This window comes from Microbacterium petrolearium, from assembly GCF_054782875.1.
The window spans coordinates 265,038-285,461 of record NZ_BAAGRQ010000001.1 but is presented as its reverse complement, the minus strand read 5'-3'; the positions used below and the strand labels follow the sequence as shown (position 1 = coordinate 285,461).

General features: G+C 73.7%; 18 protein-coding genes. 1 reads left to right on the top strand and 17 read right to left on the bottom strand.

What is annotated here, in order from left to right:
- Positions 1 to 2: 2 nt before the first annotated feature.
- A complete protein-coding gene (locus tag ACYVJ0_RS01375; RefSeq protein ID WP_460815498.1) occupies positions 3 to 1,187 on the bottom strand; it encodes an MFS transporter in 1,185 nt (394 codons plus the stop codon).
- Positions 1,188 to 1,259: 72 nt separating this feature from the next.
- Between ACYVJ0_RS01375 and ACYVJ0_RS01370 the strand changes: the two genes are divergently transcribed.
- Entirely contained in the window at positions 1,260 to 2,420 is a 1,161-nt protein-coding gene (locus ACYVJ0_RS01370; RefSeq protein ID WP_460815496.1) for a hypothetical protein, read from the top strand.
- Between the two features lie 12 nt (positions 2,421 to 2,432).
- On the opposite strand, the gene ACYVJ0_RS01365 is transcribed toward ACYVJ0_RS01370, so the two are convergent.
- From ACYVJ0_RS01365 to aroB, 16 genes are all read right to left on the bottom strand, one after another.
- On the bottom strand, positions 2,433 to 3,788 hold the full coding sequence (locus ACYVJ0_RS01365) for an RsmB/NOP family class I SAM-dependent RNA methyltransferase (protein ID WP_460815626.1): 1,356 nt from the start codon (positions 3,786 to 3,788) through the stop codon (positions 2,433 to 2,435).
- A 104-nt stretch (positions 3,789 to 3,892) separates the two neighbouring features.
- Positions 3,893 to 4,828, bottom strand: a complete 936-nt coding sequence (fmt, locus tag ACYVJ0_RS01360; RefSeq protein ID WP_460815494.1) for a methionyl-tRNA formyltransferase — start codon at positions 4,826 to 4,828, stop codon at positions 3,893 to 3,895.
- 65 nt (positions 4,829 to 4,893) lie between these two features.
- On the bottom strand, positions 4,894 to 6,870 hold the full coding sequence (locus ACYVJ0_RS01355) for a primosomal protein N' family DNA-binding protein (RefSeq protein ID WP_460815625.1): 1,977 nt from the start codon (positions 6,868 to 6,870) through the stop codon (positions 4,894 to 4,896).
- A 112-nt stretch (positions 6,871 to 6,982) separates the two neighbouring features.
- Entirely contained in the window at positions 6,983 to 8,176 is a 1,194-nt protein-coding gene (gene metK / locus ACYVJ0_RS01350; protein ID WP_449853300.1) for a methionine adenosyltransferase, read from the bottom strand.
- A gap of 105 nt (positions 8,177 to 8,281) precedes the next feature.
- A complete protein-coding gene (gene rpoZ / locus ACYVJ0_RS01345) occupies positions 8,282 to 8,536 on the bottom strand; it encodes a DNA-directed RNA polymerase subunit omega (RefSeq protein WP_449853163.1) in 255 nt (84 codons plus the stop codon).
- Positions 8,526 to 9,500, bottom strand: a complete 975-nt coding sequence (gene gmk / locus ACYVJ0_RS01340) for a guanylate kinase (RefSeq protein ID WP_449853164.1) — start codon at positions 9,498 to 9,500, stop codon at positions 8,526 to 8,528. The genes rpoZ and gmk overlap by 11 nt, the downstream gene beginning before the upstream one ends.
- Complete coding sequence (gene pyrF, locus ACYVJ0_RS01335) at positions 9,497 to 10,354, bottom strand: orotidine-5'-phosphate decarboxylase (protein ID WP_460815492.1); 858 nt, start codon at positions 10,352 to 10,354, stop codon at positions 9,497 to 9,499. The genes gmk and pyrF overlap by 4 nt, the downstream gene beginning before the upstream one ends.
- Positions 10,354 to 13,647 (bottom strand): carbamoyl-phosphate synthase large subunit, encoded by a 3,294-nt coding sequence (carB, locus tag ACYVJ0_RS01330; RefSeq protein ID WP_449853166.1) that lies wholly within the window; start codon positions 13,645 to 13,647, stop codon positions 10,354 to 10,356. The genes pyrF and carB overlap by 1 nt, the downstream gene beginning before the upstream one ends.
- Positions 13,640 to 14,800, bottom strand: a complete 1,161-nt coding sequence (carA, locus tag ACYVJ0_RS01325) for a glutamine-hydrolyzing carbamoyl-phosphate synthase small subunit (RefSeq protein ID WP_460815624.1) — start codon at positions 14,798 to 14,800, stop codon at positions 13,640 to 13,642. Before carA ends, carB begins: the two co-directional genes overlap by 8 nt.
- A 14-nt stretch (positions 14,801 to 14,814) precedes the next feature.
- Positions 14,815 to 15,327: a PH-like domain-containing protein gene (locus tag ACYVJ0_RS01320; RefSeq protein ID WP_449853167.1), complete on the bottom strand. Its 513-nt coding sequence runs from the start codon at positions 15,325 to 15,327 to the stop codon at positions 14,815 to 14,817.
- A complete protein-coding gene (locus ACYVJ0_RS01315) occupies positions 15,327 to 16,628 on the bottom strand; it encodes a dihydroorotase (protein WP_460815490.1) in 1,302 nt (433 codons plus the stop codon). The genes ACYVJ0_RS01320 and ACYVJ0_RS01315 overlap by 1 nt, the downstream gene beginning before the upstream one ends.
- Entirely contained in the window at positions 16,625 to 17,584 is a 960-nt protein-coding gene (locus ACYVJ0_RS01310; RefSeq protein ID WP_449853169.1) for an aspartate carbamoyltransferase catalytic subunit, read from the bottom strand. Before ACYVJ0_RS01310 ends, ACYVJ0_RS01315 begins: the two co-directional genes overlap by 4 nt.
- Positions 17,581 to 18,117 (bottom strand): bifunctional pyr operon transcriptional regulator/uracil phosphoribosyltransferase PyrR, encoded by a 537-nt coding sequence (gene pyrR, locus ACYVJ0_RS01305; protein ID WP_460815488.1) that lies wholly within the window; start codon positions 18,115 to 18,117, stop codon positions 17,581 to 17,583. Before pyrR ends, ACYVJ0_RS01310 begins: the two co-directional genes overlap by 4 nt.
- Before the next feature lie 107 nt (positions 18,118 to 18,224).
- Positions 18,225 to 18,632, bottom strand: coding sequence for a transcription antitermination factor NusB (gene nusB / locus ACYVJ0_RS01300; RefSeq protein WP_449853171.1), 408 nt, complete (start codon positions 18,630 to 18,632; stop codon positions 18,225 to 18,227).
- A gap of 1 nt (position 18,633) precedes the next feature.
- Positions 18,634 to 19,197, bottom strand: a complete 564-nt coding sequence (gene efp, locus ACYVJ0_RS01295) for an elongation factor P (RefSeq protein ID WP_449853172.1) — start codon at positions 19,195 to 19,197, stop codon at positions 18,634 to 18,636.
- 107 nt (positions 19,198 to 19,304) lie between these two features.
- Positions 19,305 to 20,423, bottom strand: a complete 1,119-nt coding sequence (aroB, locus tag ACYVJ0_RS01290; protein ID WP_460815485.1) for a 3-dehydroquinate synthase — start codon at positions 20,421 to 20,423, stop codon at positions 19,305 to 19,307.
- Position 20,424 lies beyond the last annotated feature (1 nt).

The window sequence follows — 20,424 nt, the reverse complement described above, 5'->3', positions numbered from 1 at the left end:
CATTATCCCTGCACGGCCCTGCGCGGCAGCGCCACGGCCAGCGCGATGACGAGGGCGCCGGCGACGGGCACGATCGCGAGTCCGTAGCGGATCGCGGTCGCGTCGGCGATGAGCCCGACGATCGGCGGCGAGGCGAGGAACCCGATCCGCAGCAGCCACGACACGATCGTGAGCCCGGTGCCGGGCTTCAGGCCCGGGATCGCGTCGGCCTCGTGCATCGCCGTGGGGATCATCGTCGCGCAGCCGAGACCGGCCAGCGCGAAGCCGACGATCGTCCCCGGGATGCTCGGGAACAGCAGCGCCGCGCCCAGGCCGGCCGCGATCAGCAGGCCGCCGGCCTGCGTGACGAGCCTCTGGCCGAAGCGGTCGATCAGCCGGTCGCCCGCGAACCGGCCCACCGTCTGCGCGACGAGGAGCGCGATGTACCCCCATGCCGCGACGGTCGTGGCGGCACCCAGCTCTGTGGACAGGTACACCGCCGCCCACGTGCTCCCGGCGTCCTCCGTCAGGGCGCCGGCGATCGCGATGACGACGAGCGCCGTGATGACGAGCACGATGCGCATGCGCGACCAGTGACCGCCGCGCGCCGCCGCGTGCTCCCCCTCGAGGTCGGAGCCGTCGGCGCCGGGCAGCGCGAGCCGCAGCGAGAGCACGCCGCACAGCGCGATGAGCACGGCGACCGTGCCGAGGTGCCAGGCGCGCGGGATGCCGAGGGCGAGCACGCCCGCGGCGATGAGACCGCCGGTGACGGCGCCGACCGACCACATGGCGTGCAGCGAGTTGATGATCGACCGCCCCAGGCGGCGCTGCACGCGGAGGCCGTGGGCGTTCTGCCCGACGTCGGTGATCGCGTCGGTCGCCCCGAGCGCGAACAGGCCGGCCGCGAACAGCACGCCGGTGGGCGCCATGCCCGCCAGCGCCGCGGCCAGTGTGGAGAGCACCATCGCGTAGGCCGCCGTGCGCGCCGACCCGAAGCGCTGCACGAACCAGCCCGCGCTCAGCCCCACGAGGACCGAGCCGAGGGCGGTGGCCGAGATCGCGAGCCCGTACGCGGCGTTGCTCAGCCCCAGCTCGGCCTTGATCGCCGGGAAGTGGGGCACGAGGTTCGCGAGCGTCGCGCCGTTGAGGAAGAACCAGGCCGAGACGGCCCAGCGCGCGCGCCGGGCCGCGGAGTCGGAAGTCGCCATAGACATCCGAGCCTATGGCGTCGTGCGGAATCCGCCGCCCGCGGCGACCCCGGCTCGGGCATGATGTGCTTCGTGACCCTCTTCGAGGCGCCGCCCGCCGCGCCCCGCCCGCCCCGCGACGGCCGGCGATCGGGCGCGCGCCGCACCGGCGTGCTCGCGATCGTCGTCGCCGTGATCGGCGTCGCGCTGTTCGCCGGCACCCTCATCCAGGCGGCACTGTCGGGCGAGGACGGGTGGCGACCTCCGGCGCCCGGCCTGGTGGCGCCGCACGGCGGGCTGCCGCGGCACGGGGAGCCGAGCACGGCCGCCGTGGAGCTGGTCGACCGGATGCCGCTCACCGCGGAGGGGCGCGAGCTGTTCCTGTCCACGGCGCCCGAGATCGTCGACGGCGACGGCATCCGCACCCGCTGCGACAGCGCCCACCCGGCGGCCGCCGAGGGGTCGTTCCAGGTGCTCGGCTGCTACCGATCCGATCACCGCATCGCGGTGTTCCAGGCCGCCGACCCGCGGCTGCACGACACCACGGTGATCACCGCGGCGCACGAGCTGCTCCACGCCGTCTACGCGGGGCTGGACGATGCGGAGCGCGATCTCGTCGACCGTCTCATCACCGAGGAGGCCGCGCGCCTGCCGGCGGACGATCCGATCCATGCGCAGATCGATGCGTCCGTCGGCGATCACGCGGGCTCGCTCGCGAACGAGCGGTTCGCCTACCTCGGCACCCAGGTGCATGGCGCCGGAGGCTTCGCCGCCGAGCTCGAGGGCGTCTACGGCCGCTACATCAGCGACCGCGCCGCCCTGGTCGAGACGCACCGTCGCGCCGAATCGGTCATCCCGCAGGCGAACGACGCGCTGCGCGCGCGGTGGGACGAGGTGTCGGCGCTCGAGCCGGCGAACGCGCAGGAGGAGGCGCAGCTCTCGGCGGATCGCGGCGCGCACGAGGCGGCGCTCGCCTCGTACAACGCCGACGCCGACGAGTTCAACGCGACGCCTCCCGAGCTGCGCGCCCAGTACGCGAGCATCGTCACGTATCCCGACGGGCGCACCGAGCGGATGTCGTGGGAGGCCGCGCTCGCGGCGCGCTATGCCGAGCTCGAGGCGTTCCGCGCCGACATCGAGGCGCGCGGCGCGGCCCTCGAGGCCGAGAAGGCGCGGGCCGCCCAGCTGCGCGCCGACGCGGAGGCGGCGCAGGCCGACCTCGAGGCGCTCATCGACGCCGCGACGCCCGACTGACGCGTCCGGCGGTCAGCGGCGGCGGAGCAGGGCGAGGAACATCGCGTCGGTGCCGTGACGATGCGGCCACAGCTGGGCGCGGCGGGATCCGTCCCCCGGGACCGGCAGGTCCAGCGGACGGCGGGCGACCGACTGCAGCGCCGCGCGGGCGTCGAGCTCCTCGGCCGCGTCGCCCAGGCGGTCGCGGACCGCCCCGACGACGGCCATGGTCTCGGCCAGGTGCGGCGAGCACGTGACGTACGCGACGACGCCTCCCGGGCGCAGCGCGCCGAACGCCTCGAGGAGCAGCTGCTCCTGAAGCGCCGTGAGCTCCGCCACGTCGGCCGGCTGCTTGCGCCAGCGCGCCTCGGGCCGCCGCCGCAGCGCGCCCAGCCCCGTGCACGGCGCGTCGACGAGGATGCGGTCGAACTCCCCAGCGCGCTCGGCGGCGAGCTCGCGGCCGTCGCGCTCGTGCACGGTCACCTCGAGCGGCACGGCCGCGACGGCGCGGCGCACGAGCCCGGCGCGCGCGGGCACCACCTCGTTCGCCTCGAGCGACGCGCCGCCGGCCAGCGCCTCGGCCGCGAGCAGCGCGGTCTTCCCGCCGGGGCCGGCGCACAGGTCCAGCCACCGCTCCCCCGCGCGCACGGGCGACAGGCGGGTGAGCGCGAGGGCGACGAGCTGCGAGCCCTCGTCCTGCACCCGCAGCCGTCCCTCCGAGGCGCGCACGACGGGTTCGGGATCGCCGGCGTCGAGCCGGAACCCCACGGGCGAGTAGGGAGCGACCGGCTCGCGCGGCTCGGCCAGGCCGGGCAGCGCGGCCATCGACACGCGCGGCGAGGCGTTGTCGGCGGCGAGCAGGTCCTCCAGCTCGCCCTGCCTGCCCTCCGCCGCGAGAGCGCGCCGCAGGGCGCGGACGATCCAGACCGGATGGGACTGCGCCAGCCCGAGCCGCTCGTCGTCGGAGCGCGCCGCGTCGGCGATCCGGTCGAGCCATTCGCCGGGCGTCTCGCGCGCGACGCGGCGCAGCACGGCGTTCGCGAAGCCGGCGGCGCCCCGGCCGGACGACTCGGCCGCGAGCTCGACCGACTCGTTGACGGCGGCGTGCGAGGCGACGCGCGTCGACATCAGCTGGTGGATGCCGAGGCGCAGCGCGTCGCGCACGGCGGGATCGATCTGCGCCGGATCGCGGTCCGCGGCGGCGGCGAGGATGGCGTCGTAGGTCCCCTGCCGCCGCAGCGTGCCGTAGGTCAGCTCCGTCGCCAGGCCCGCGTCGGGTCCGCTCAGGCCGGCCCGCTCGAGCTCCCGCGGCAGCAGCAGGTTGGCGTAGGCGTCCGAGTCGCTCACGGCCCGCAGCACGGCGAACGCCACGCGGCGCGCCGGCTGCACCTCGTCGCGCCCGCGCGCTTCCCGCCGGCGCTGCGGCGCGCGCCGGGGCGCCCCAGCCCTGCCTCGCTCGCGGCGCGCGCCGCCGGCCGCGTCGTCCCGCTCGCTCACGCGCCCAGCCTCGGCACGGTGCGCAGCCCGCGGAACCAGTCGGCGGCGGCCTTCTCGGCGCGCGCGGCGGGCTGCAGCCGCGTCACGAGCAGCGGCGCGCTCGCCGTGCCGACGAGCACGCCGCCCTTCGCGGGGGCGATCTCGCCGGGGCGCAGCGCGGCGGCGTCGCCGAGGTGCGAGGAGGCCGGCGCCGGCGACAGCGCGCGGATCTTCAGGCGCTCCTCCCCGATCGTCGTGAAGGCGCCCGGCTCGGGCGTGACGCCGCGGAAGCGGTCGCGCACGCGCTCGGCGGGCTGCGCCCAGTCGAGCCGCCCGTCCTCGAGCGCGAGCTTGGGCGCGAACGTCGGCTCGCCCTGCTGCGCCCGCGGCACGGCGGTGCCGGCGGCGATGGCGTCGACCGTGTCGCGCAGCAGCTCGGCGCCGCTCGCGCTCAGCGTCTCGAGCAGGTCGCCGGCGGTCGCGTCCGGCCCGACCTCGTGCTCCGCCATGCCCAGGATGTCCCCCGCGTCGAGCTCCGGCACGAGCTGGAAGACCGTCGCGCCGGTCACGGCGTCGCCGGCCATGAGGGCGTGCTGCACGGGCGCCGCGCCGCGCCAGCGCGGCAGCAGCGAGAAGTGCAGATTGATCCAGCCGTGCGCGGGGCCGGAGAGCAGCGGCTCCCGCACGAGCCCGCCGTAGGCGACGATCACGCCGAGGTCGGGCTCGTGCGCGAGGATGCGCGCGGTGGCCTCGTCGTCCAGCCGGGCGGCCTTGATCACGGGCAGCCCCAGCTCCTCGGCCGTCCGGCCGACCGGCGAGGGCGTCAGCACGCGCTTGCGCCCCAGCGGGGCGTCGGGGCGCGTGACGACGGCGGCGACCTCGTGGCCGGAGGCGTGCAGCGATCGCAGCGACGGCGCCGCCGCGGACGGGGTGCCGGCGAAGATCAGCCTCATGCGGTCCTCTCGGGTGGTTCTGTGGTGCGGCGGATCGGGTGCGCGGCTCGTGCGACGAGTCGGTCTCAGAGCTCGGGATCGGCGATGTCGACCCGCACTGCGAGTGTATTGCGCGTGCCTGCGTGGCCGCCGGGGCGGCGCCCCCCGCCGCGGCGGCGTCGGCCCGCGACGGCCTCGGCGACGACGGATGCGCGCAACGAGGCCGTGACACGGGCGCCCCTCGCGTAGTCGAAGCGGATGAGCGCCCGCGCGCCGGGCGGCCCGTCGGCCCCCTCGAGCGGGACGGGCCCGAGCACCGCGTCGGGCGGCAGGTCGGGCACGTCCTCGCGCAGCGACGCGAGCGCACGGTCCACCGCCGCCGCGTCGCCGTCGAGGCGGGCGATGCGCGCGGCCGGCGGCAGGTGCAGCGGCAGACGCTCGGCGAGCTCCTGCCGCGCGTAGGCGGGCTGGGTCCACGACGCGAGCGCCCGCGCCACGGGCCCCGTGACGCCGACGAGGTGCACGGGGGCGCCCGGGGCCGCGAGCGCCGCCGCGTTCGACCACCAGCGCAGGCACGCCTCCCCCACGCGCAGATCCGGCGACTGCAGCATGCGCTCGCCGTCCAGCAGGATGACGGCGCGGTAGCCGCCGCGCGCCACCGGCTCCGCGCCGCGCGTGGCCACGACGAAGGCGGGCCGCTCGTCGACCTCGGTGACCGGGTGGGCGCCGTCCGACACGATCACGCGCGTGCCGGCGAAGGCCCGGCCCAGCTCGTCCGCGGTCCGCTCGCTGCCGGAGGAGGCCAGGCGCACGCGCACCGACGAGCACTTCGGGCACGCCCACGCGTGCGCCGACCGGCCGCACCAGCCGCACACCGGCACGGCCCCGCGGGAGCGGGCGTGCAGCGGACCGCCGCACGCCGCGCACCGGGCCGGCACGCGGCAGTCGGCGCAGACGAGGGAGGGCGCGTAGCCGGGCCGAGACACCTGCACGAGCACCGGACCGTGCGCGAGCGCCTCGCGCGCCGCCCGGAACGCCGCCGACGGCACGCGCGCGCCGCGCTCCCCCTCGTGCACGGGGCTCAGCACGACGTTCGGCACCGGCCGTCGCTGCTGCGGCGCCTCCTTCACCCAGTCGAGCTCGACGAGCCGCTGCACGTCGCTCGTGCGGGTGTGGCCGGCGAACAGCAGCGCGCAGCCGTCCAGCTCCTGCCGCACGAGGGCGGCGTCGCGCGCGTGCACGTAGGGCGCGAGCTGCTCCTCGAACAGCGTGTCGCCGTCGTCCCACAGCGCGACCAGGCCGGGATCGGCCACCGGCGCGTACACCGCCGAGCGGTTTCCCACCACGACGCACGGGGCCTCCTCGAGCGTGCGCAGGTAGCCCGCATAGCGCTCCGGCCCCGACTGCGCGGCGTCGTGGCGCACGATCGCCTCGGCGGGCACGAGGGGCGCGAGCGCGGCCTGCAGGCGGTCGAGGTCGCGGTGATCGGGTACGGCGAGGATCGCCGAGCGCCCGCGCGCGAGGGTGTCGGTCGCGGCCGCCGCGAGCAGCAGCGCCCAGGCGGGCAGCACGGCGTCACCGACCTCCACGAGGCCGGGCGGTGCGTCGACCGCCAGGCGCTCGCCCTGCGCGATCCGCTCGCCCAGCCCGGGGAACTCGCCGAGCGCGGCCGCGGCCCGCTCGCGGGCCCCGGCCGTGACCACCGGCGCGGCGGCGCGCGGCCCGGCCAGCCACGACTTCTCCGCCCGCACCATGCGCTTGGGCACCGCGAGGCGCAGGATGTCGGAGGCCGAGCCCGCGGCGCGATCGGCCACGCGGCGCGCGAGCCGGTAGAGCCGATCGGGCAGCACCGGCGCGGCCGACACGACGGCGTCGAGCTCCGACAGCGCGCGGTCGGCGTCGCTCTCGACGGCGCGCTCGACGACGAAGCCCTCGATCACCCGGCCCGCCGTGCGCAGCGGCGCCTTCACGCGCACGCCGGGCTGGGCCTGCTCCTCCAGCTCGGGCGGGATCGCGTAGTCGAACAGCCGGTCCAGCTGCGGCAGCGGCGAGTCGATGAGCACCCGCGCGACGGATCGCGGACCCCGCGCGGCGCGGCCGCCATCCGCGTCCGGCCGCGCGCCATCGGCGCCCCGGTCGGTGACCGGCTCCTGGTCGGGCGGCGCGGTCACGCCCTCAGAGCCCGGCGGCCCGGCGCAGCTCGTCGACGCGGTCGACGCGCTCCCACGTGAACTCGGGCAGCTCGCGCCCGAAGTGGCCGTAGGCCGCCGTCTGCGCGTAGATGGGCCGCAGCAGGTCGAGGTCGCGGATGATGGCCGCGGGGCGCAGGTCGAACACCTCGCGGATCGCCGAGATGATGGCCTCATCCGACACCGCGCCCGTGCCGAACGACTCCACGTAGAGGCCCACGGGGTTCGCCTTGCCGATGGCGTACGCCACCTGCACCTCGAGGCGCTCGGCGAGCCCCGCCGCGACGGCGTTCTTCGCCACCCAGCGCATGGCGTAGGCCGCCGAGCGGTCGACCTTCGAGGGGTCCTTGCCGCTGAACGCGCCGCCGCCGTGCCGCGCCGCGCCGCCGTAGGTGTCGATGATGATCTTGCGCCCCGTCAGGCCCGCATCGGCCTTCGGGCCGCCGAGCACGAAGCTGCCGGAGGGGTTGATGTGCAGCTGCACACCCGAGGCGTCGAGGCCGGTCTCCTCGAGCACGGGCCGGATCACGACGCGCTCGACGGCGTCGGCGAGGTCGGCCTGCGAGATGTCCGGGTGGTGCTGCGTCGACAGGACCACCGTCTCGACCGTCTTCGGCGTCTGCCCGTCGTAGCCGAGCGTCACCTGCGTCTTGCCGTCCGGGCGCAGGAAGGCGAGCTCCCCCGACTTGCGCACCTTCGTGAGCCGCTCCGACATGCGGTGCGCGGCCCAGATCGCCATCGGCATGTACTCGGGCGTCTCGTTCGTGGCGTAGCCGAACATGATGCCCTGGTCGCCGGCTCCCTGGCGGTCGAGCTCGTCGCCCGACAGGCCACCGCGCTGCTCCTCCGACGAGGTCACGCCGTCGCCGATCTCGCGCGACTGCTCGCCCACCGACACCGTGACGCCGCACGAGTCGGCGTCGAAGCCCATCTCGCTCGAGGTGTAGCCGATGCCGCGGATGACGTCGCGGACGATCGACGAGATGTCGGCGTATCCCTCGGTGCGGATCTCACCGGCGACGTGGACGAGGCCCGTCGTCACGAGCGTCTCGACGGCGACGCGCGCCCGCGGATCCTGCGCCAGCAGCGCGTCGAGCACGCTGTCGGAGATCTGATCGCAGATCTTGTCGGGGTGGCCCTCGGTGACGGACTCCGAGGTGAACAGGCGCAGGGTCATGATGCTCCGAGGGGAATGCGGCGGGATCGCGCCCGGTCGGGGGCGCGGCTCAGAAACAGGAACGGTGGTCGCCGTCCATGATGACAGCGACCACCGACTCCGATGGGATCACTCCACAGGACGAAGGCGCAGCTTGTCCTCGTGGATCTCGCGCAGCGCGATCGTGAGCGGCTTGTCCTGGATCTCCGAGTCGACGAGCGGGCCGACGTTGTCGAACAGGTTCCCCTCGTGCAGATCGGTGTAGTAGTCGTTGATCTGACGGGCGCGCTTGGCGCCGTAGATCACGAGCTGGTACTTCGAGTCGACTCGATCGAGCAGCTCGTCGATGGGCGGGTCGATGATGCCCTTGTTCTCAGCGGCCATGCGCGTCCTCCTGAATTCGCGATCCGAGCGGATCGAAAGCCTGTCCCCCGGCGCCGGGGCGCGCGGGTCCATCCGTCAATTCTACGACCTGGCGCGCGGCGTCGGCGACGACGTCGTTGACGACGAAGAAGTCGAACTCGCGCTGCGCCGCCAGCTCGACCTTCGCGGTGCGCAGGCGGCGCGCCCGCTCCTCCGCGTCCTCGGTGCCGCGGCCCACGAGCCGGTGCACCAGCTCGTCCCAGCTCGGCGGCAGCAGGAACACGAGCGTCGCGCTCGGATCGGTCGCCCTCACCTGGCGCGCGCCCTGCAGATCGATCTCGAGCAGCACGGTGTGGCCGGCCTCCAGCGCCTGCTGCACCGGTCCGCGCGGCGTGCCGTAGCGGTAGGCGTTGTGCACGGTGGCGTACTCGAGCAGCTCGCCGTCGGCGATCATCCGGTCGAACTCCGCGTCGTCGACGAAGTAGTAGTGCTCGCCGTGCACCTCCCCCGGCCGGGGCTTGCGCGTCGTGGCGCTCACGGAGAGGCGCACCTCGGGATAGTGGTCGCGGATGTACGTCGACACCGTGCCCTTGCCCACCGCCGTCGGGCCCGCGAGCACGATGAGCCGACTGCGACCGGGCCGGGGGCGCGGCTCGGGCATGCGGCGGTCGAGCCACGCGGCGAGGTCGGTGCGCTGGCGCGGCCCGAGGCCCCCGAGTCGCTTCACGGGCGAGATGCGCAGCTCGGCCAGGATGCGGTCGCGCTTGCCCTCGCCGATGGCGGGAAGGGCGGTCAGGAACTCCGTGACGCGCAGGGTGCCGGCGGGCGAGGCGGGATCGGCCACGGCGCGGCGCAGCACCTCCTGGGGCGTGACCACGCGCATGGCGATGTCGCGCTTCAGGCTCGCGCGGGCGCGCCGCGCGGCGACCGCCTTGCGCGAGGCGGCGGCGCGGTCGACCTCGGGGGGACGGCGTGCGTCGGTCATGTGTCTGCTCCCCTGTCCGGTAGCGCTGTCCGGTACGCGGCGGCCGCGCCGCGGACCGCGTCGGCGACGCCCGCGGGCCCCGCCGACAGGATCGACCGGCTCTCCGCGGCCAGCACGCACGGGGCCATCGCCCCGAATCGGGCGGCCAGATCACTCGGCACGGCGCCCTGGTGGCCGAACCCGGGCGCGAGGATCGGCGAGGGCGGGGCGAACGGCTCCAGTCCGACCTCGGCCCAGTCCACCGTCGCGCCGACGACGAGGCCGAGCGAGCCCCACTCGTCGCCGCTCACGGATGCCGCGTTGCGCGCGGCGACCTCCGCGACCACGCGCGCCGCGACCGTGCCGCCGTCCACGGCGGCGGACTGCAGCGCGCGCGCCTCCGGGTTGCTCGTGGCGGCGAGAACGAACACGCCCTTGCCCTCGCGGTAGGCGAGGTCGAACGTGCCCGTCAGCGCGCCGACACCCAGGTACGGGCTCGCCGTCAGCGCGTCGGCCTCGAGCGCGGCGCCCGGCCGCAGCCACGCCTCGGCGTAGGCGTCCATGGTGGAGCCGATGTCGCCCCGCTTGGCGTCGGCGATGACGATCAGCCCCGCCGCGCGCGCGGCCGCGATCACCTGCTCGAGGGCGGCGAGGCCGGCCGACCCGTGCCGCTCGAAGAACGACACCTGCGGCTTGACGACGCCGGTGCGGCCGGCGGCGGCCTCGACCACACGCAAGCCGAAGTCGCGCACGCCCTCGGCCGAGTCGTCCAGCCCCCACTCGCCCAGCAGGCCCGCGTGCGGGTCGATCCCCACGCACAGGCGTCCGCGCGACGCGATCGTCTCGCGCACGCGGGCGCCGAAGGACTGCACCATCAGGCGCCCACCCGGGCCGCGCGGTCGGCGGCGTACTCCTGCAGGCTCTTCACCTCGTAGCCCGCGCGCGTGGCGTCCATCGCGCTCACCGCGGCGCCGAGGGTGACGATCGTCGTGAACAGCGCCTTGTCGGCCGCCACGGCGGCGGCGCGGATCTCGTAGCCGTCGGCGCGTGCCGACATGCCGCTCGGCGTGTTCACCACGATGTCGATGGCGCCCTCGTTGATGAGGTCGACGACGTTCTTCTGACCCGAGTCCTGCGTCTCGCTGTACTTCGCGACCACCTCGGCGGGGATGCCGTTGCGCACGAGGATCTCGGCCGTGCCCTCGGTCGCGTACAGGCGGAAGCCCAGCTGGTGCAGGCGGTGCGCCGGCAGGATGACGTCGCGCTTGTCGTCGTCGGCCACCGAGATGAACACGGATCCCTCGGACGGCACGCCGCCGTAGGCCGCCGACTGGCTCTTGGCGAACGCGATCGGGAAGTTCCGGTCGATGCCCATCGCCTCGCCCGTGGAGCGCATCTCGGGGCCGAGCACGGAGTCGACGACCTTGCCGTCCTTCGTCCGGAAGCGCTTGAACGGCAGCACGGCCTCCTTGACGGAGACCGGCGAATCGGCGGGCACGACCGACCCGTCCCGTGCCGGCAGCAGGCCCTCGGCCTTCAGCTGCGCGATCGTCGCGCCGGCCATGATGCGGCTGGCCGCCTGCGCCATCGGCAGGCCGAGCGCCTTCGACACGAACGGCACCGTGCGGCTGGCGCGCGGGTTGGCCTCGATGACGTAGAGCACGCCGGCGCTGATCGCGAACTGCACGTTGAGCAGCCCGCGCACGCCCACGCCCTCGGCGATGGCGCGGGTCGCCTCGCGCACGCGGTCGATCTCGCCCTTGCCGAGCGACATCGGCGGCAGCGCGCAGCTCGAGTCGCCGGAGTGGATGCCGGCCTCCTCGAGGTGCTCCATCACGCCGCCCACGTAGAGGTCGTCGCCGTCGAACAGCGCGTCGACGTCGATCTCCACCGCGTCGTCGAGGAAGCGGTCCACGAGCAGCGGCGCGTCCGGTCCGATGATCGCGTGCTCCGCGATCCGCGCGAAGTAGTCGCGCAGGTTCGCCGTGTCGTAGACGATCTCCATGCCGCGGCCGCCGAGCACGAACGACGGGCGCACGAGCACGGGGTAGCCGATCTCCTCGGCGATGCGCACGGCCTCGGCCTCGTCGGTGGCCGTGCCGTTGCGGGGCGCCATGAGGCCGCCGCGCTCCAGGATCTCGCCGAACAGCTTGCGGTCCTCGGCCAGGTCGATGGCCGCGGGGCTCGTGCCGAGGATGCGGTAGCCGGCCTCCTCGATGCCCTTGGCCAGGCCGAGCGGGGTCTGGCCGCCGAGCTGGCAGATGACGCCGTAGATCTCGCCCGAGGCCGCCTCGGCGTGCAGCACCTCGAGCACGTCCTCGAGCGTGAGCGGCTCGAAGTAGAGGCGGTCGGACGTGTCGTAGTCGGTCGAGACCGTCTCGGGGTTGCAGTTGATCATCACGGTCTCGAAGCCCGCGGCGCCGAGCGCGAACGACGCCTGCACGCACGAGTAGTCGAACTCGACACCCTGGCCGATGCGGTTGGGGCCCGAGCCGATGATGACGACCTTGCGCCGATCGGACGGCGTGACCTCGGTCTCGAGGTCGTACGACGAGTAGTGGTACGGCGTGAGGGCAGGGAACTCGCCGGCGCACGTGTCGACCGTCTTGAACACCGGGCGCAGCCCGAGGCCGTGGCGGACGCCGCGCACCTCGGCCTCGCCGACGCCGCGCAGCTGCGCGATCTGGGCGTCCGAGAAGCCGTGCTCCTTCGCCAGGCGCAGCACGCGCTCGTCGAGCTCGGGCGCCTCCGCGACGAGGCTCGCGACCTCGTTGATCAGCACGATCTGGTCGAGGAACCAGGGGTCGATCTTCGTGGACTCGAACACCTGCTCCACCGTCGCGCCGAGGCGCAGCGCCTGCTGCACGTCGACGATGCGGCCGTCGGTGGGCGTGCGGATCGACTCGAGCAGCTCGTCGACCGAGCGCGTCTGCTCGCCCCAGTGGAACGACGAGCCGCGCTTCTCGACCGAGCGCAGGGCCTTCTGCAGCGCCGTGGCGTAGTTGCGGCCGATGGCCATGGCCTCGCCGACCGACTTCATGGCCGTCGTGAGCGTGGGGTCGGCGGCCGGGAACTTCTCGAACGCGAAGCGCGGCACCTTGACGACGACGTAGTCGAGGGTCGGCTCGAACGACGCCGGCGTGACCTTCGTGATGTCGTTGGGCACCTCGTCGAGGCGGTAGCCGAGCGCGAGCTTGGCCGCCAGCTTGGCGATGGGGAAGCCCGTCGCCTTCGACGCGAGCGCCGACGAGCGCGAGACGCGCGGGTTCATCTCGATGACGATGATCCGCCCGTTCTCGGGGTTCACGGCGAACTGGATGTTGCAGCCGCCGGTGTCCACGCCCACGGCGCGGATGATGTCGATGCCGATGTCGCGCAGCTTCTGGTACTCGCGGTCGGTCAGCGTCAGCGCCGGGGCGACCGTGATCGAGTCGCCCGTGTGCACGCCGACCGGGTCGACGTTCTCGATCGAGCAGACGACGACCGTGTTGTCGGCCGTGTCGCGCATGAGCTCGAGCTCGTACTCCTTCCAGCCGAGGATCGACTCCTCCAGGAGCACCTCGGTCGTGGTCGACTCGCGCAGGCCCTGTCCGGCCATGCGGCGCAGCTCCTCCTCGTCGTGCGCGAAGCCCGAGCCGAGCCCGCCCATCGTGAACGAGGGCCGCACGACGAGCGGGTAGCCCAGCTCGTCGGCCGCCGCGAGCACCTCGTCCATCGTGTGCGCGATGGCGCTGCGGGCCACGTCGGCGCCCGCGTCGAGCACGAGCTGCTTGAAGACCTGGCGGTCCTCGCCCTTGCGGATGGCCTCGACCTTCGCGCCGATCAGCTCGACGTCGTACTTCTCGAGGATGCCGCGCTCGTGCAGCGCCATGGCGGCGTTGAGCGCCGTCTGGCCGCCGAGGGTCGGCAGGATCGCGTCGGGGCGCTCCTTGGCGATGATCGTCTCGATGACCTCCGGGGTGATCGGCTCGACGTAGGTCGCGTCCGCGAAGTCCGGGTCGGTCATGATCGTGGCCGGGTTGGAGTTCACGAGGATGACGCGCACGCCCTCCTCGCGCAGCACGCGGCACGCCTGGGTGCCCGAGTAGTCGAACTCGCAGGCCTGGCCGATGACGATCGGGCCCGATCCGATGACGAGGACGGAGTGGATGTCGTCGCGCTTAGGCATTGGCGTCCTTCTTGCCGAGGTGGTCGACCACCATGGCCTGGAAACGGTCGAAGAGGTAGTTGGCGTCGTGCGGGCCGCCGGCCGCCTCGGGGTGGTACTGCACCGAGAAGGCCGGGATGTCGAGAGCGCGCAGGCCCTCCACGACGTCGTCGTTGAGGTCGACGTGGCTCACCTCGACGCGGCCGAAGCCGGCCGGGCTGTCGAAGGGCCCGTCGAGGGGCGCGTCCACCGCGAAGCCGTGGTTGTGCGCGGTGATCTCGACCTTGCCCGTGGTGCGGTCGAGCACGGGCTGGTTGATGCCGCGGTGCCCGTACGGCAGCTTGTAGGTGCCCAGGCCCAGGGCGCGCCCGAGCAGCTGGTTGCCGAAGCAGATGCCGAAGAACGGCAGCCCGTCGCGCAGCGCGTCCTGCAGCAGCGCGACGTGCGCATCGGAGGCGGCGGGATCGCCCGGCCCGTTCGAGTAGAAGACGGCGACGGGATCGATCGCCTTGAGCTCGGCGAACGTCACGGACTGCGGCAGCACGTGCACCTCGAACCCGCGGCGCGCGAGGTTCTCGACCGTGGCCTGCTTGATGCCGAGGTCGATGACGGCGAGGTTGCCGATCTTCTCCCCCACCGCGGGTGTCACCGTCGCGGCGTCCACCGACACCTCGGCCGACAGGTTCTGGCCGCTCATCTGCGGCGCCTCCGAGACGATCCGCAGCTGCTCCTGCGGGTCGAGCGCCGCGGCCTCGCCCGAGAAGATCGCGCCGCGCATGGATCCGTCGGAGCGGATGTGGCGGGTCACGGCTCGGGTGTCGATGCCGGCGATGCCGACGATCCCGTCGCGCGTGAGGGCGTCGTCGAGCGACTCCTCGGCGCGCCAGCTCGACACGACGCGGGACGGGTCGCGCACGATGTAGCCGGCGACCCAGACGCGACGCGACTCGGGGTCCTCGGTGTTCACGCCGGTGTTGCCGATGTGCGGGGCGGTCTGGAGGACGATCTGGCCGGCGTAGGACGGGTCGGTCAGGGTCTCCTGGTACCCCGTCATGCCGGTGGTGAAGACGACCTCGCCCACGGTGGTGCCGCGCGCGCCGTACGCGGTGCCGGGGAAGCGGGACCCGTCCTCGAGGACGAGCACGGCCGGCTCGCGGTCGAGCAGCGAGCGGATGGCGGTGTTGGCGGTCACAGGGATGCTCCTGTCGTGGTGGTGCGCAGGTCCTCGATCGCCGCGACGAGCGCGTCGGGGTCGGAGGACTGCAGGCGGAGATAGCTGTCGACGACCGTGCCGTCGTCGGTGGTCCACGCGATCAGCACGAGGCCGTCGCGCTCCACGACGCGGTCGATCGTCCAGGTGGCGCGGCCGGCGCCGACGAGGCGGGAGGCCGCGAGGAAGACCGTCGGGGCGCCGGGCATGTCGAGCGCGAGCCCCTCGGTGGTGACGGTGGCGGTGACCTTCGCACGGAAGCCGAGGTGCGGCAGCGCCAGGCGCTGCAGCGGCTCGTCGTGCGCCGTGGTGGCCACGTACAGGCCGCCGAAGGCGGCGACCTCGGTGCCGGAGGCCGGGCCGAACGGCACGCCCAGGGCGGCCGCGGCGCGGGATCGTCGTCGCCAGCTGCGCCACATGCCGAACAGCGCGAGGGCGATGAGGGCCGCGAGGAGCGCGAGCCCCGGCACGTACGCCATGACGTCGTCCATCAGCGGGCCACCTCCACGAGCTCTCCGTCGGCGAGCGTCGGCGCGCCGCGGTGGATCGTCCACACGACGCGGCCGGGCAACTCGCGGCCGAGGTAGGGCGAGTTCACGCTGCGGCCGCGCAGGTCGGCCTCGGTGAACGCGCCGCCGGCGGACGGGTCGTACAGCGTCAGCTCGGCGGGCGCCCCGGCGACCAGGTCGGTGCCGTGGCCCTCGAGGCCGCCGATGCGCGCGGGCGCCTTCGACAGCACGCGCGCGACGCCGTCCCAGTCGAGCAGCCCGGTGCGCACCATCGTCTCGTCGACCACGCGCAGCGCGCTCTCCAGCCCCACCATGCCATGGGCCGCCGCCTGCCACTCGCAGGCCTTCGCCTCGTGCGGGTGCGGCGCGTGGTCGGTGGCGACGATGTCGATCGTGCCGTCGGCGAGGCCCTCGCGGACCGCCTGCACGTCCTCCTCGCGGCGCAGCGGCGGGTTGACCTTGTACCGGGCGTCGTAGCCGCGCACGAGCTCGTCGGTGAGCAGCAGGTGGTGGGGCGTGACCTCGGCGGTGACGGCGATGCCACGCCTCTTGGCCCAGCGGATGATGTCGACGGAGCCCGCGGTCGACAGGTGGCACACGTGCAGCCGCGAGCCGACGTGCTCGGCCAGCAGCACGTCGCGGGCGATGATCGACTCCTCGGCGACGGCGGGCCAGCCGGCGAGCCCGAGCTCGGCCGACACGACGCCCTCGTTCATCTGGGCGCCCTCCGTGAGGCGCGGGTCCTGCGCGTGCTGCGCGACGACGCCGCCGAACGCCTTCACGTACTCGAGCGCGCGGCGCATGATGAGCGGGTCCCACACGCAGAAGCCGTCGTCGCTGAACACGCGCACGCGGGCGCGGGACGAGGCCATCGCGCCGAGCTCGGCGAGCCGCTCGCCCTTCTGCCCGACCGTGACGGCGCCGATGGGCTGCACGGTCGCGTAGCCGGCGGCCTCGCCGAGGGCGAGCACCTGCTCGACGACGCCCGCCGTGTCGGCCACGGGGCTCGTGTTGGGCATGGCGAAGACGGCGGTGAAGCCGCCCGCGGCGGCGGCGCGCGTGCCCGTGAGCACGGTCTCGCTCGCCTCGGCGCCCGGCTCGCGCAGGTGCGTGTGCAGGTCGGCGAGGCCGGGCAGCGCCACGAGCCCCTCCGCATCGATGACCGTCGCCCCGGCGCGCGACAGACCCGTGCCGACCTCCGCGATCCGGCCGTCCTCGATGATCAGGTCGGCGCGTGCGCCGCCCTCGATCGCCGCTCCGGTGATGAGGAGCACCTCGCTCATCGCTCCTCCTCCGTCGTCCGCTCGCCCGTCAGCAGCAGGTAGAGCACCGCCATGCGCACCGAGACGCCGTTCGCCACCTGCTCGAGCACGGTCGAGCGCGGCGAGTCGGCAGCGGCTGCGCTGATCTCCATGCCCCGGTTCATGGGACCCGGGTGCATCACAATCGTATCCGCCGGCAGCTGTGCCAGGCGCACGGGGTCGAGCCCCCACCTGCGCGAATACTCCCGTTCAGACGGGAAATAGGCCGCGTTCATGCGCTCCAGCTGGATCCGGAGCAGCATGACCGAGTCCGGCCCCTCGGCGATCGCCTCGTCGAGGTCGTACCGCACGGTCGCCGGCCAGGCCGACAGGTCCTGCGGCAGCAGCGTGGGCGGCGCGACGAGCGTGACGTGCGCGCCGAGCGTCGTGAGCAGCCAGACGTTGGATCGCGCGACGCGCGAGTGCAGGATGTCGCCGACGATCGCGACGCGCACGCCCTCGAGGTCGCGACCGCGGCTGGCGGCGCCGTGGACGCGGCGGCGCAGCGTGAACGCGTCGAGCAGGGCCTGCGTGGGGTGCTCGTGCGTGCCGTCGCCGGCGTTGACGACGCCCGCGGTGATCCAGCCGCTCGTCGCGAGGGTGTGCGGCGCGCCGGACGCCCCGTGGCGGATCACGACGGCGTCGGCGCCCATCGCCTGCAGCGTCTGCGCCGTGTCCTGCAGGCTCTCGCCCTTCGAGACGCTCGAGCCCTTCGCGGCGAAGTTGATGACGTCGGCCGAGAGCCGCTTCGCGGCCGCCTCGAACGAGATGCGCGTGCGCGTGGAGTCCTCGAAGAAGAGGTTCACGACGGTGCGGCCGCGCAGGGTCGGCAGCTTCTTGACCTCGCGCCCCTGGGTGGCGGCCATGTCCTCGGCCACGTCGAGGATCCGGATCGCCTCGTCGCGCGCGAGTGTCTGGGTGTCGAGCAGGTGCCTCATCGTGCCTCCTCGATCGTGACCTCGTCGGCGCCGTCGATCTCCGCCAGGCGCACGTTCACCCGCTCGGCGCGTGCCGATGGCAGGTTCTTGCCGACGAAGTCGGGCCGGATCGGCAGCTCGCGGTGACCCCGGTCCACGAGGATCGCGAGGCGCACGGCGGCGGGCCGGCCGATGTCCTTGAGCGCGTCGAGCGCCGCGCCGATGCTGCGGCCCGAGAAGAGCACGTCGTCGACGAGCACGACGACGCGGCCGTCGATCCCGCCGTCGGGGATCTCGGTGGGGCGCGGGGCGCGCGTCGGCTGGTGCGCCAGGTCGTCGCGGTACATCGTCACGTCGAGGGCGCCGGTCGGGACGGGCGCACCTCCGAAGCGCTCGATGAGCGCGGCGAGCCGTCGGGCCAGGAACACGCCGCGGGTGGGGATGCCCAGCAGGACGAGATCGTCGGGGCCGCGATCCGCCTCGAGGATCTCATGGGCGATCCGGGTGAGAGCCCGGCTGATATCGGCTTCTGCAAGCACGGCACGCGTACTCATCCGCCGCTCCCTTCTCCGCCTCACGGGACGGTGTTAAAGGTGCACGTTCTGTCGAGTCTAGCGGGGTCCGCCTGGTCGCTTGCGGCCCCGCAGTGTGCGAGACGAGATCAAGAACGCGCGATGCGCGCGAGCACGCCGTGCACGAAGGCGGGCGAGTCGTCCGTCGACAGCTCCTTCGCGAGCTCCACGGCCTCGTCGATCGCGACGGCCGTCGGGACCTCGTCGTTGTAGAGGATCTCCCACGCCGCGATCCGCAGCAGGGCGCGGTCGACCGCCGGCATGCGCTCGAGCTTCCAGTCGCGGCTGTGCGTGGCGATCTGCTCGTCGATCTCGTCGCGGTGGTCGATCACCCCGTCCACGATCTCGCGGGCGTACAGCCACGACGCCTGCCGAGCCGGCTCGCTCGCGGCGCGCTTGGCCTCGGCGGCCAGGGCGACGGGGATCGCGTCGCCGCGCACGTCCGCGGCGAAGAGGATGTCGAGGGCGCGCTTGCGCGCCTTGGTGCGTGCCGACAACTCAGTCGTTCACGCGGCCGAGGTAGTCGCCCGTGCGGGTGTCGACCTTGACCTTGGTGCCGGCGTCCACGAAGAGCGGGACCTGGATCTCGGCGCCGGTCTCGACCGTCGCGGGCTTCGTGCCGGCGTTCGAGCGGTCGCCCTGCAGGCCGGGCTCGGTGTACGTGATCTCGAGCACGACCGACGGCGGCATGTCGATGTACAGCGGCGTGCCGTCGTGCATCGCGATGGTGACGTTCATGTTCTCGAGGAGGAACCGCGAGGCGTCGCCGACGACGGTGGCGGGGACGTTGATCTGGTCGTAGTCCTTCACGTCCATGAAGACGAACGACTCGCCGTCGGTGTACAGGTACTGGTAGTCGCTGCGGTCGACGTTCTGGATGTCGACCTTGGCGCCCGCGTTGAAGGTCTTGTCGACGACCTTGCCGCTGACGACGTTCTTCAGCTTGGTGCGCACGAAGGCGCCGCCCTTGCCGGGCTTGACGTGCTGGAACTCGATGACGCTCCAGAGCTGCCCGTCGATGGACAGCACGACGCCGTTCTTGATGTCTGCGGTGGATGCCATGGAATGAGTTCCGTTTCGTGTGATGTGAAGCTGCGGGGGCGCGGCGGCCCGACGGACGATTCTATCGGGTCGCCGGCGCCGCTTGCTGAGGGCGGCCCGACGGACGCCTACAGGCGGACGGTGGTCGCCTTCCGGATGCCCGGCTGCTGCTCCTCGCCGATCTCCTGGTACGCCGCGAACAGCAGGGACTCGTCGGGCGCCTGCAGCACGGTCGGCTTCGCGATGTCGTCCAGCACGATGAAGCGCAGCATGTCGCCGCGGGTCTTCTTGTCGCGCTTCATGGTGGCCAGCAGCTGCGCCCAGGCGCCCATCCGGTAGGTCGTGGGCAGCCCGAGCGACGTGAGGATCGCGCGGTGCCGGTCGACCGCCTCGTCCGAGAGCCGCCCGGCCAGGCGCGACACCTCGGCGGCGAACATCATGCCGATCGAGATCGCGGCGCCGTGCCGCCACTGGTAGCGCTCGGCGTGCTCGATCGCGTGCCCGAGCGTGTGGCCGTAGTTCAGGATCTCGCGCAGGCCGGCCTCGCGGAAGTCCTCGCCCACGACGTCGGCCTTCATGCGGATGGCCAGCTCGATGCACCGCCGGAACTCGGCGCTCGCCACGTCGACGGCGCGCTCGGGATCGGCCTCGACGATCTCGAGGATCTCGGGGTAGCGGATGAAGCCGGCCTTGACGACCTCGGCGAAGCCGGCGACGACCTCGTTGCGGGGCAGGGTGGCGAGCAGCTCGAGGTCGCAGAGCACGGCGTGCGGGGCCCAGAACGCGCCGACGAGGTTCTTGCCCTCGGCCGTGTTGACGCCCGTCTTCCCGCCCACGGCCGCGTCGACCATGCCCAGCACCGTCGTCGGCACCTGCACGACCGCGACGCCGCGCAGCCAGGTCGCGGCGACGAAGCCCGCGACGTCGGTGACCGCGCCGCCGCCGAGGCCGATCACGGCGTCGGAGCGCGTGAAGTCGGCCTGCCCCATGATCTGCCAGCAGAACGCCGCGACCTCGATCCGCTTGCCGCTCTCGGCGTCGGGGATCTCGGCCAGCAGCACCTCCCGCTCGCCCAGCAGGCTCTCGCGCAGCGCCTCGGCCTCGCGCTGCAGCGTGGGCGCGTGGATCACGAGCACCTTGCGCGCGGCGGGCGGCAGCGCCGCGCCGAGCCGGTCGCGCACCCCGTGCCCGATCGTGATCTCGTACCCCGGCGTGCCACTCACGGCGATCGTGGTGATGTCGGTCATC

Excerpts from the sequence above, each read along its gene's own strand:
- ACYVJ0_RS01375 (WP_460815498.1), bottom strand. The coding sequence starts at position 1,187 with ATGGCGACTTCCGACTCCGCGGCCCGGCGCGCGCGCTGGGCCGTCTCG.
- fmt (WP_460815494.1), bottom strand. The coding sequence starts at position 4,828 with ATGAGGCTGATCTTCGCCGGCACCCCGTCCGCGGCGGCGCCGTCGCTG.
- rpoZ (WP_449853163.1), bottom strand. The coding sequence starts at position 8,536 with ATGGCCGCTGAGAACAAGGGCATCATCGACCCGCCCATCGACGAGCTG.
- gmk (WP_449853164.1), bottom strand. The coding sequence starts at position 9,500 with ATGACCGACGCACGCCGTCCCCCCGAGGTCGACCGCGCCGCCGCCTCG.
- pyrF (WP_460815492.1), bottom strand. The coding sequence starts at position 10,354 with ATGGTGCAGTCCTTCGGCGCCCGCGTGCGCGAGACGATCGCGTCGCGC.
- carB (WP_449853166.1), bottom strand. The coding sequence starts at position 13,647 with ATGCCTAAGCGCGACGACATCCACTCCGTCCTCGTCATCGGATCGGGC.
- ACYVJ0_RS01320 (WP_449853167.1), bottom strand. The coding sequence starts at position 15,327 with ATGGACGACGTCATGGCGTACGTGCCGGGGCTCGCGCTCCTCGCGGCC.
- ACYVJ0_RS01315 (WP_460815490.1), bottom strand. The coding sequence starts at position 16,628 with ATGAGCGAGGTGCTCCTCATCACCGGAGCGGCGATCGAGGGCGGCGCA.
- ACYVJ0_RS01310 (WP_449853169.1), bottom strand. The coding sequence starts at position 17,584 with ATGAGGCACCTGCTCGACACCCAGACACTCGCGCGCGACGAGGCGATC.
- pyrR (WP_460815488.1), bottom strand. The coding sequence starts at position 18,117 with ATGAGTACGCGTGCCGTGCTTGCAGAAGCCGATATCAGCCGGGCTCTC.
- efp (WP_449853172.1), bottom strand. The coding sequence starts at position 19,197 with ATGGCATCCACCGCAGACATCAAGAACGGCGTCGTGCTGTCCATCGAC.
- aroB (WP_460815485.1), bottom strand. The coding sequence starts at position 20,423 with ATGACCGACATCACCACGATCGCCGTGAGTGGCACGCCGGGGTACGAG.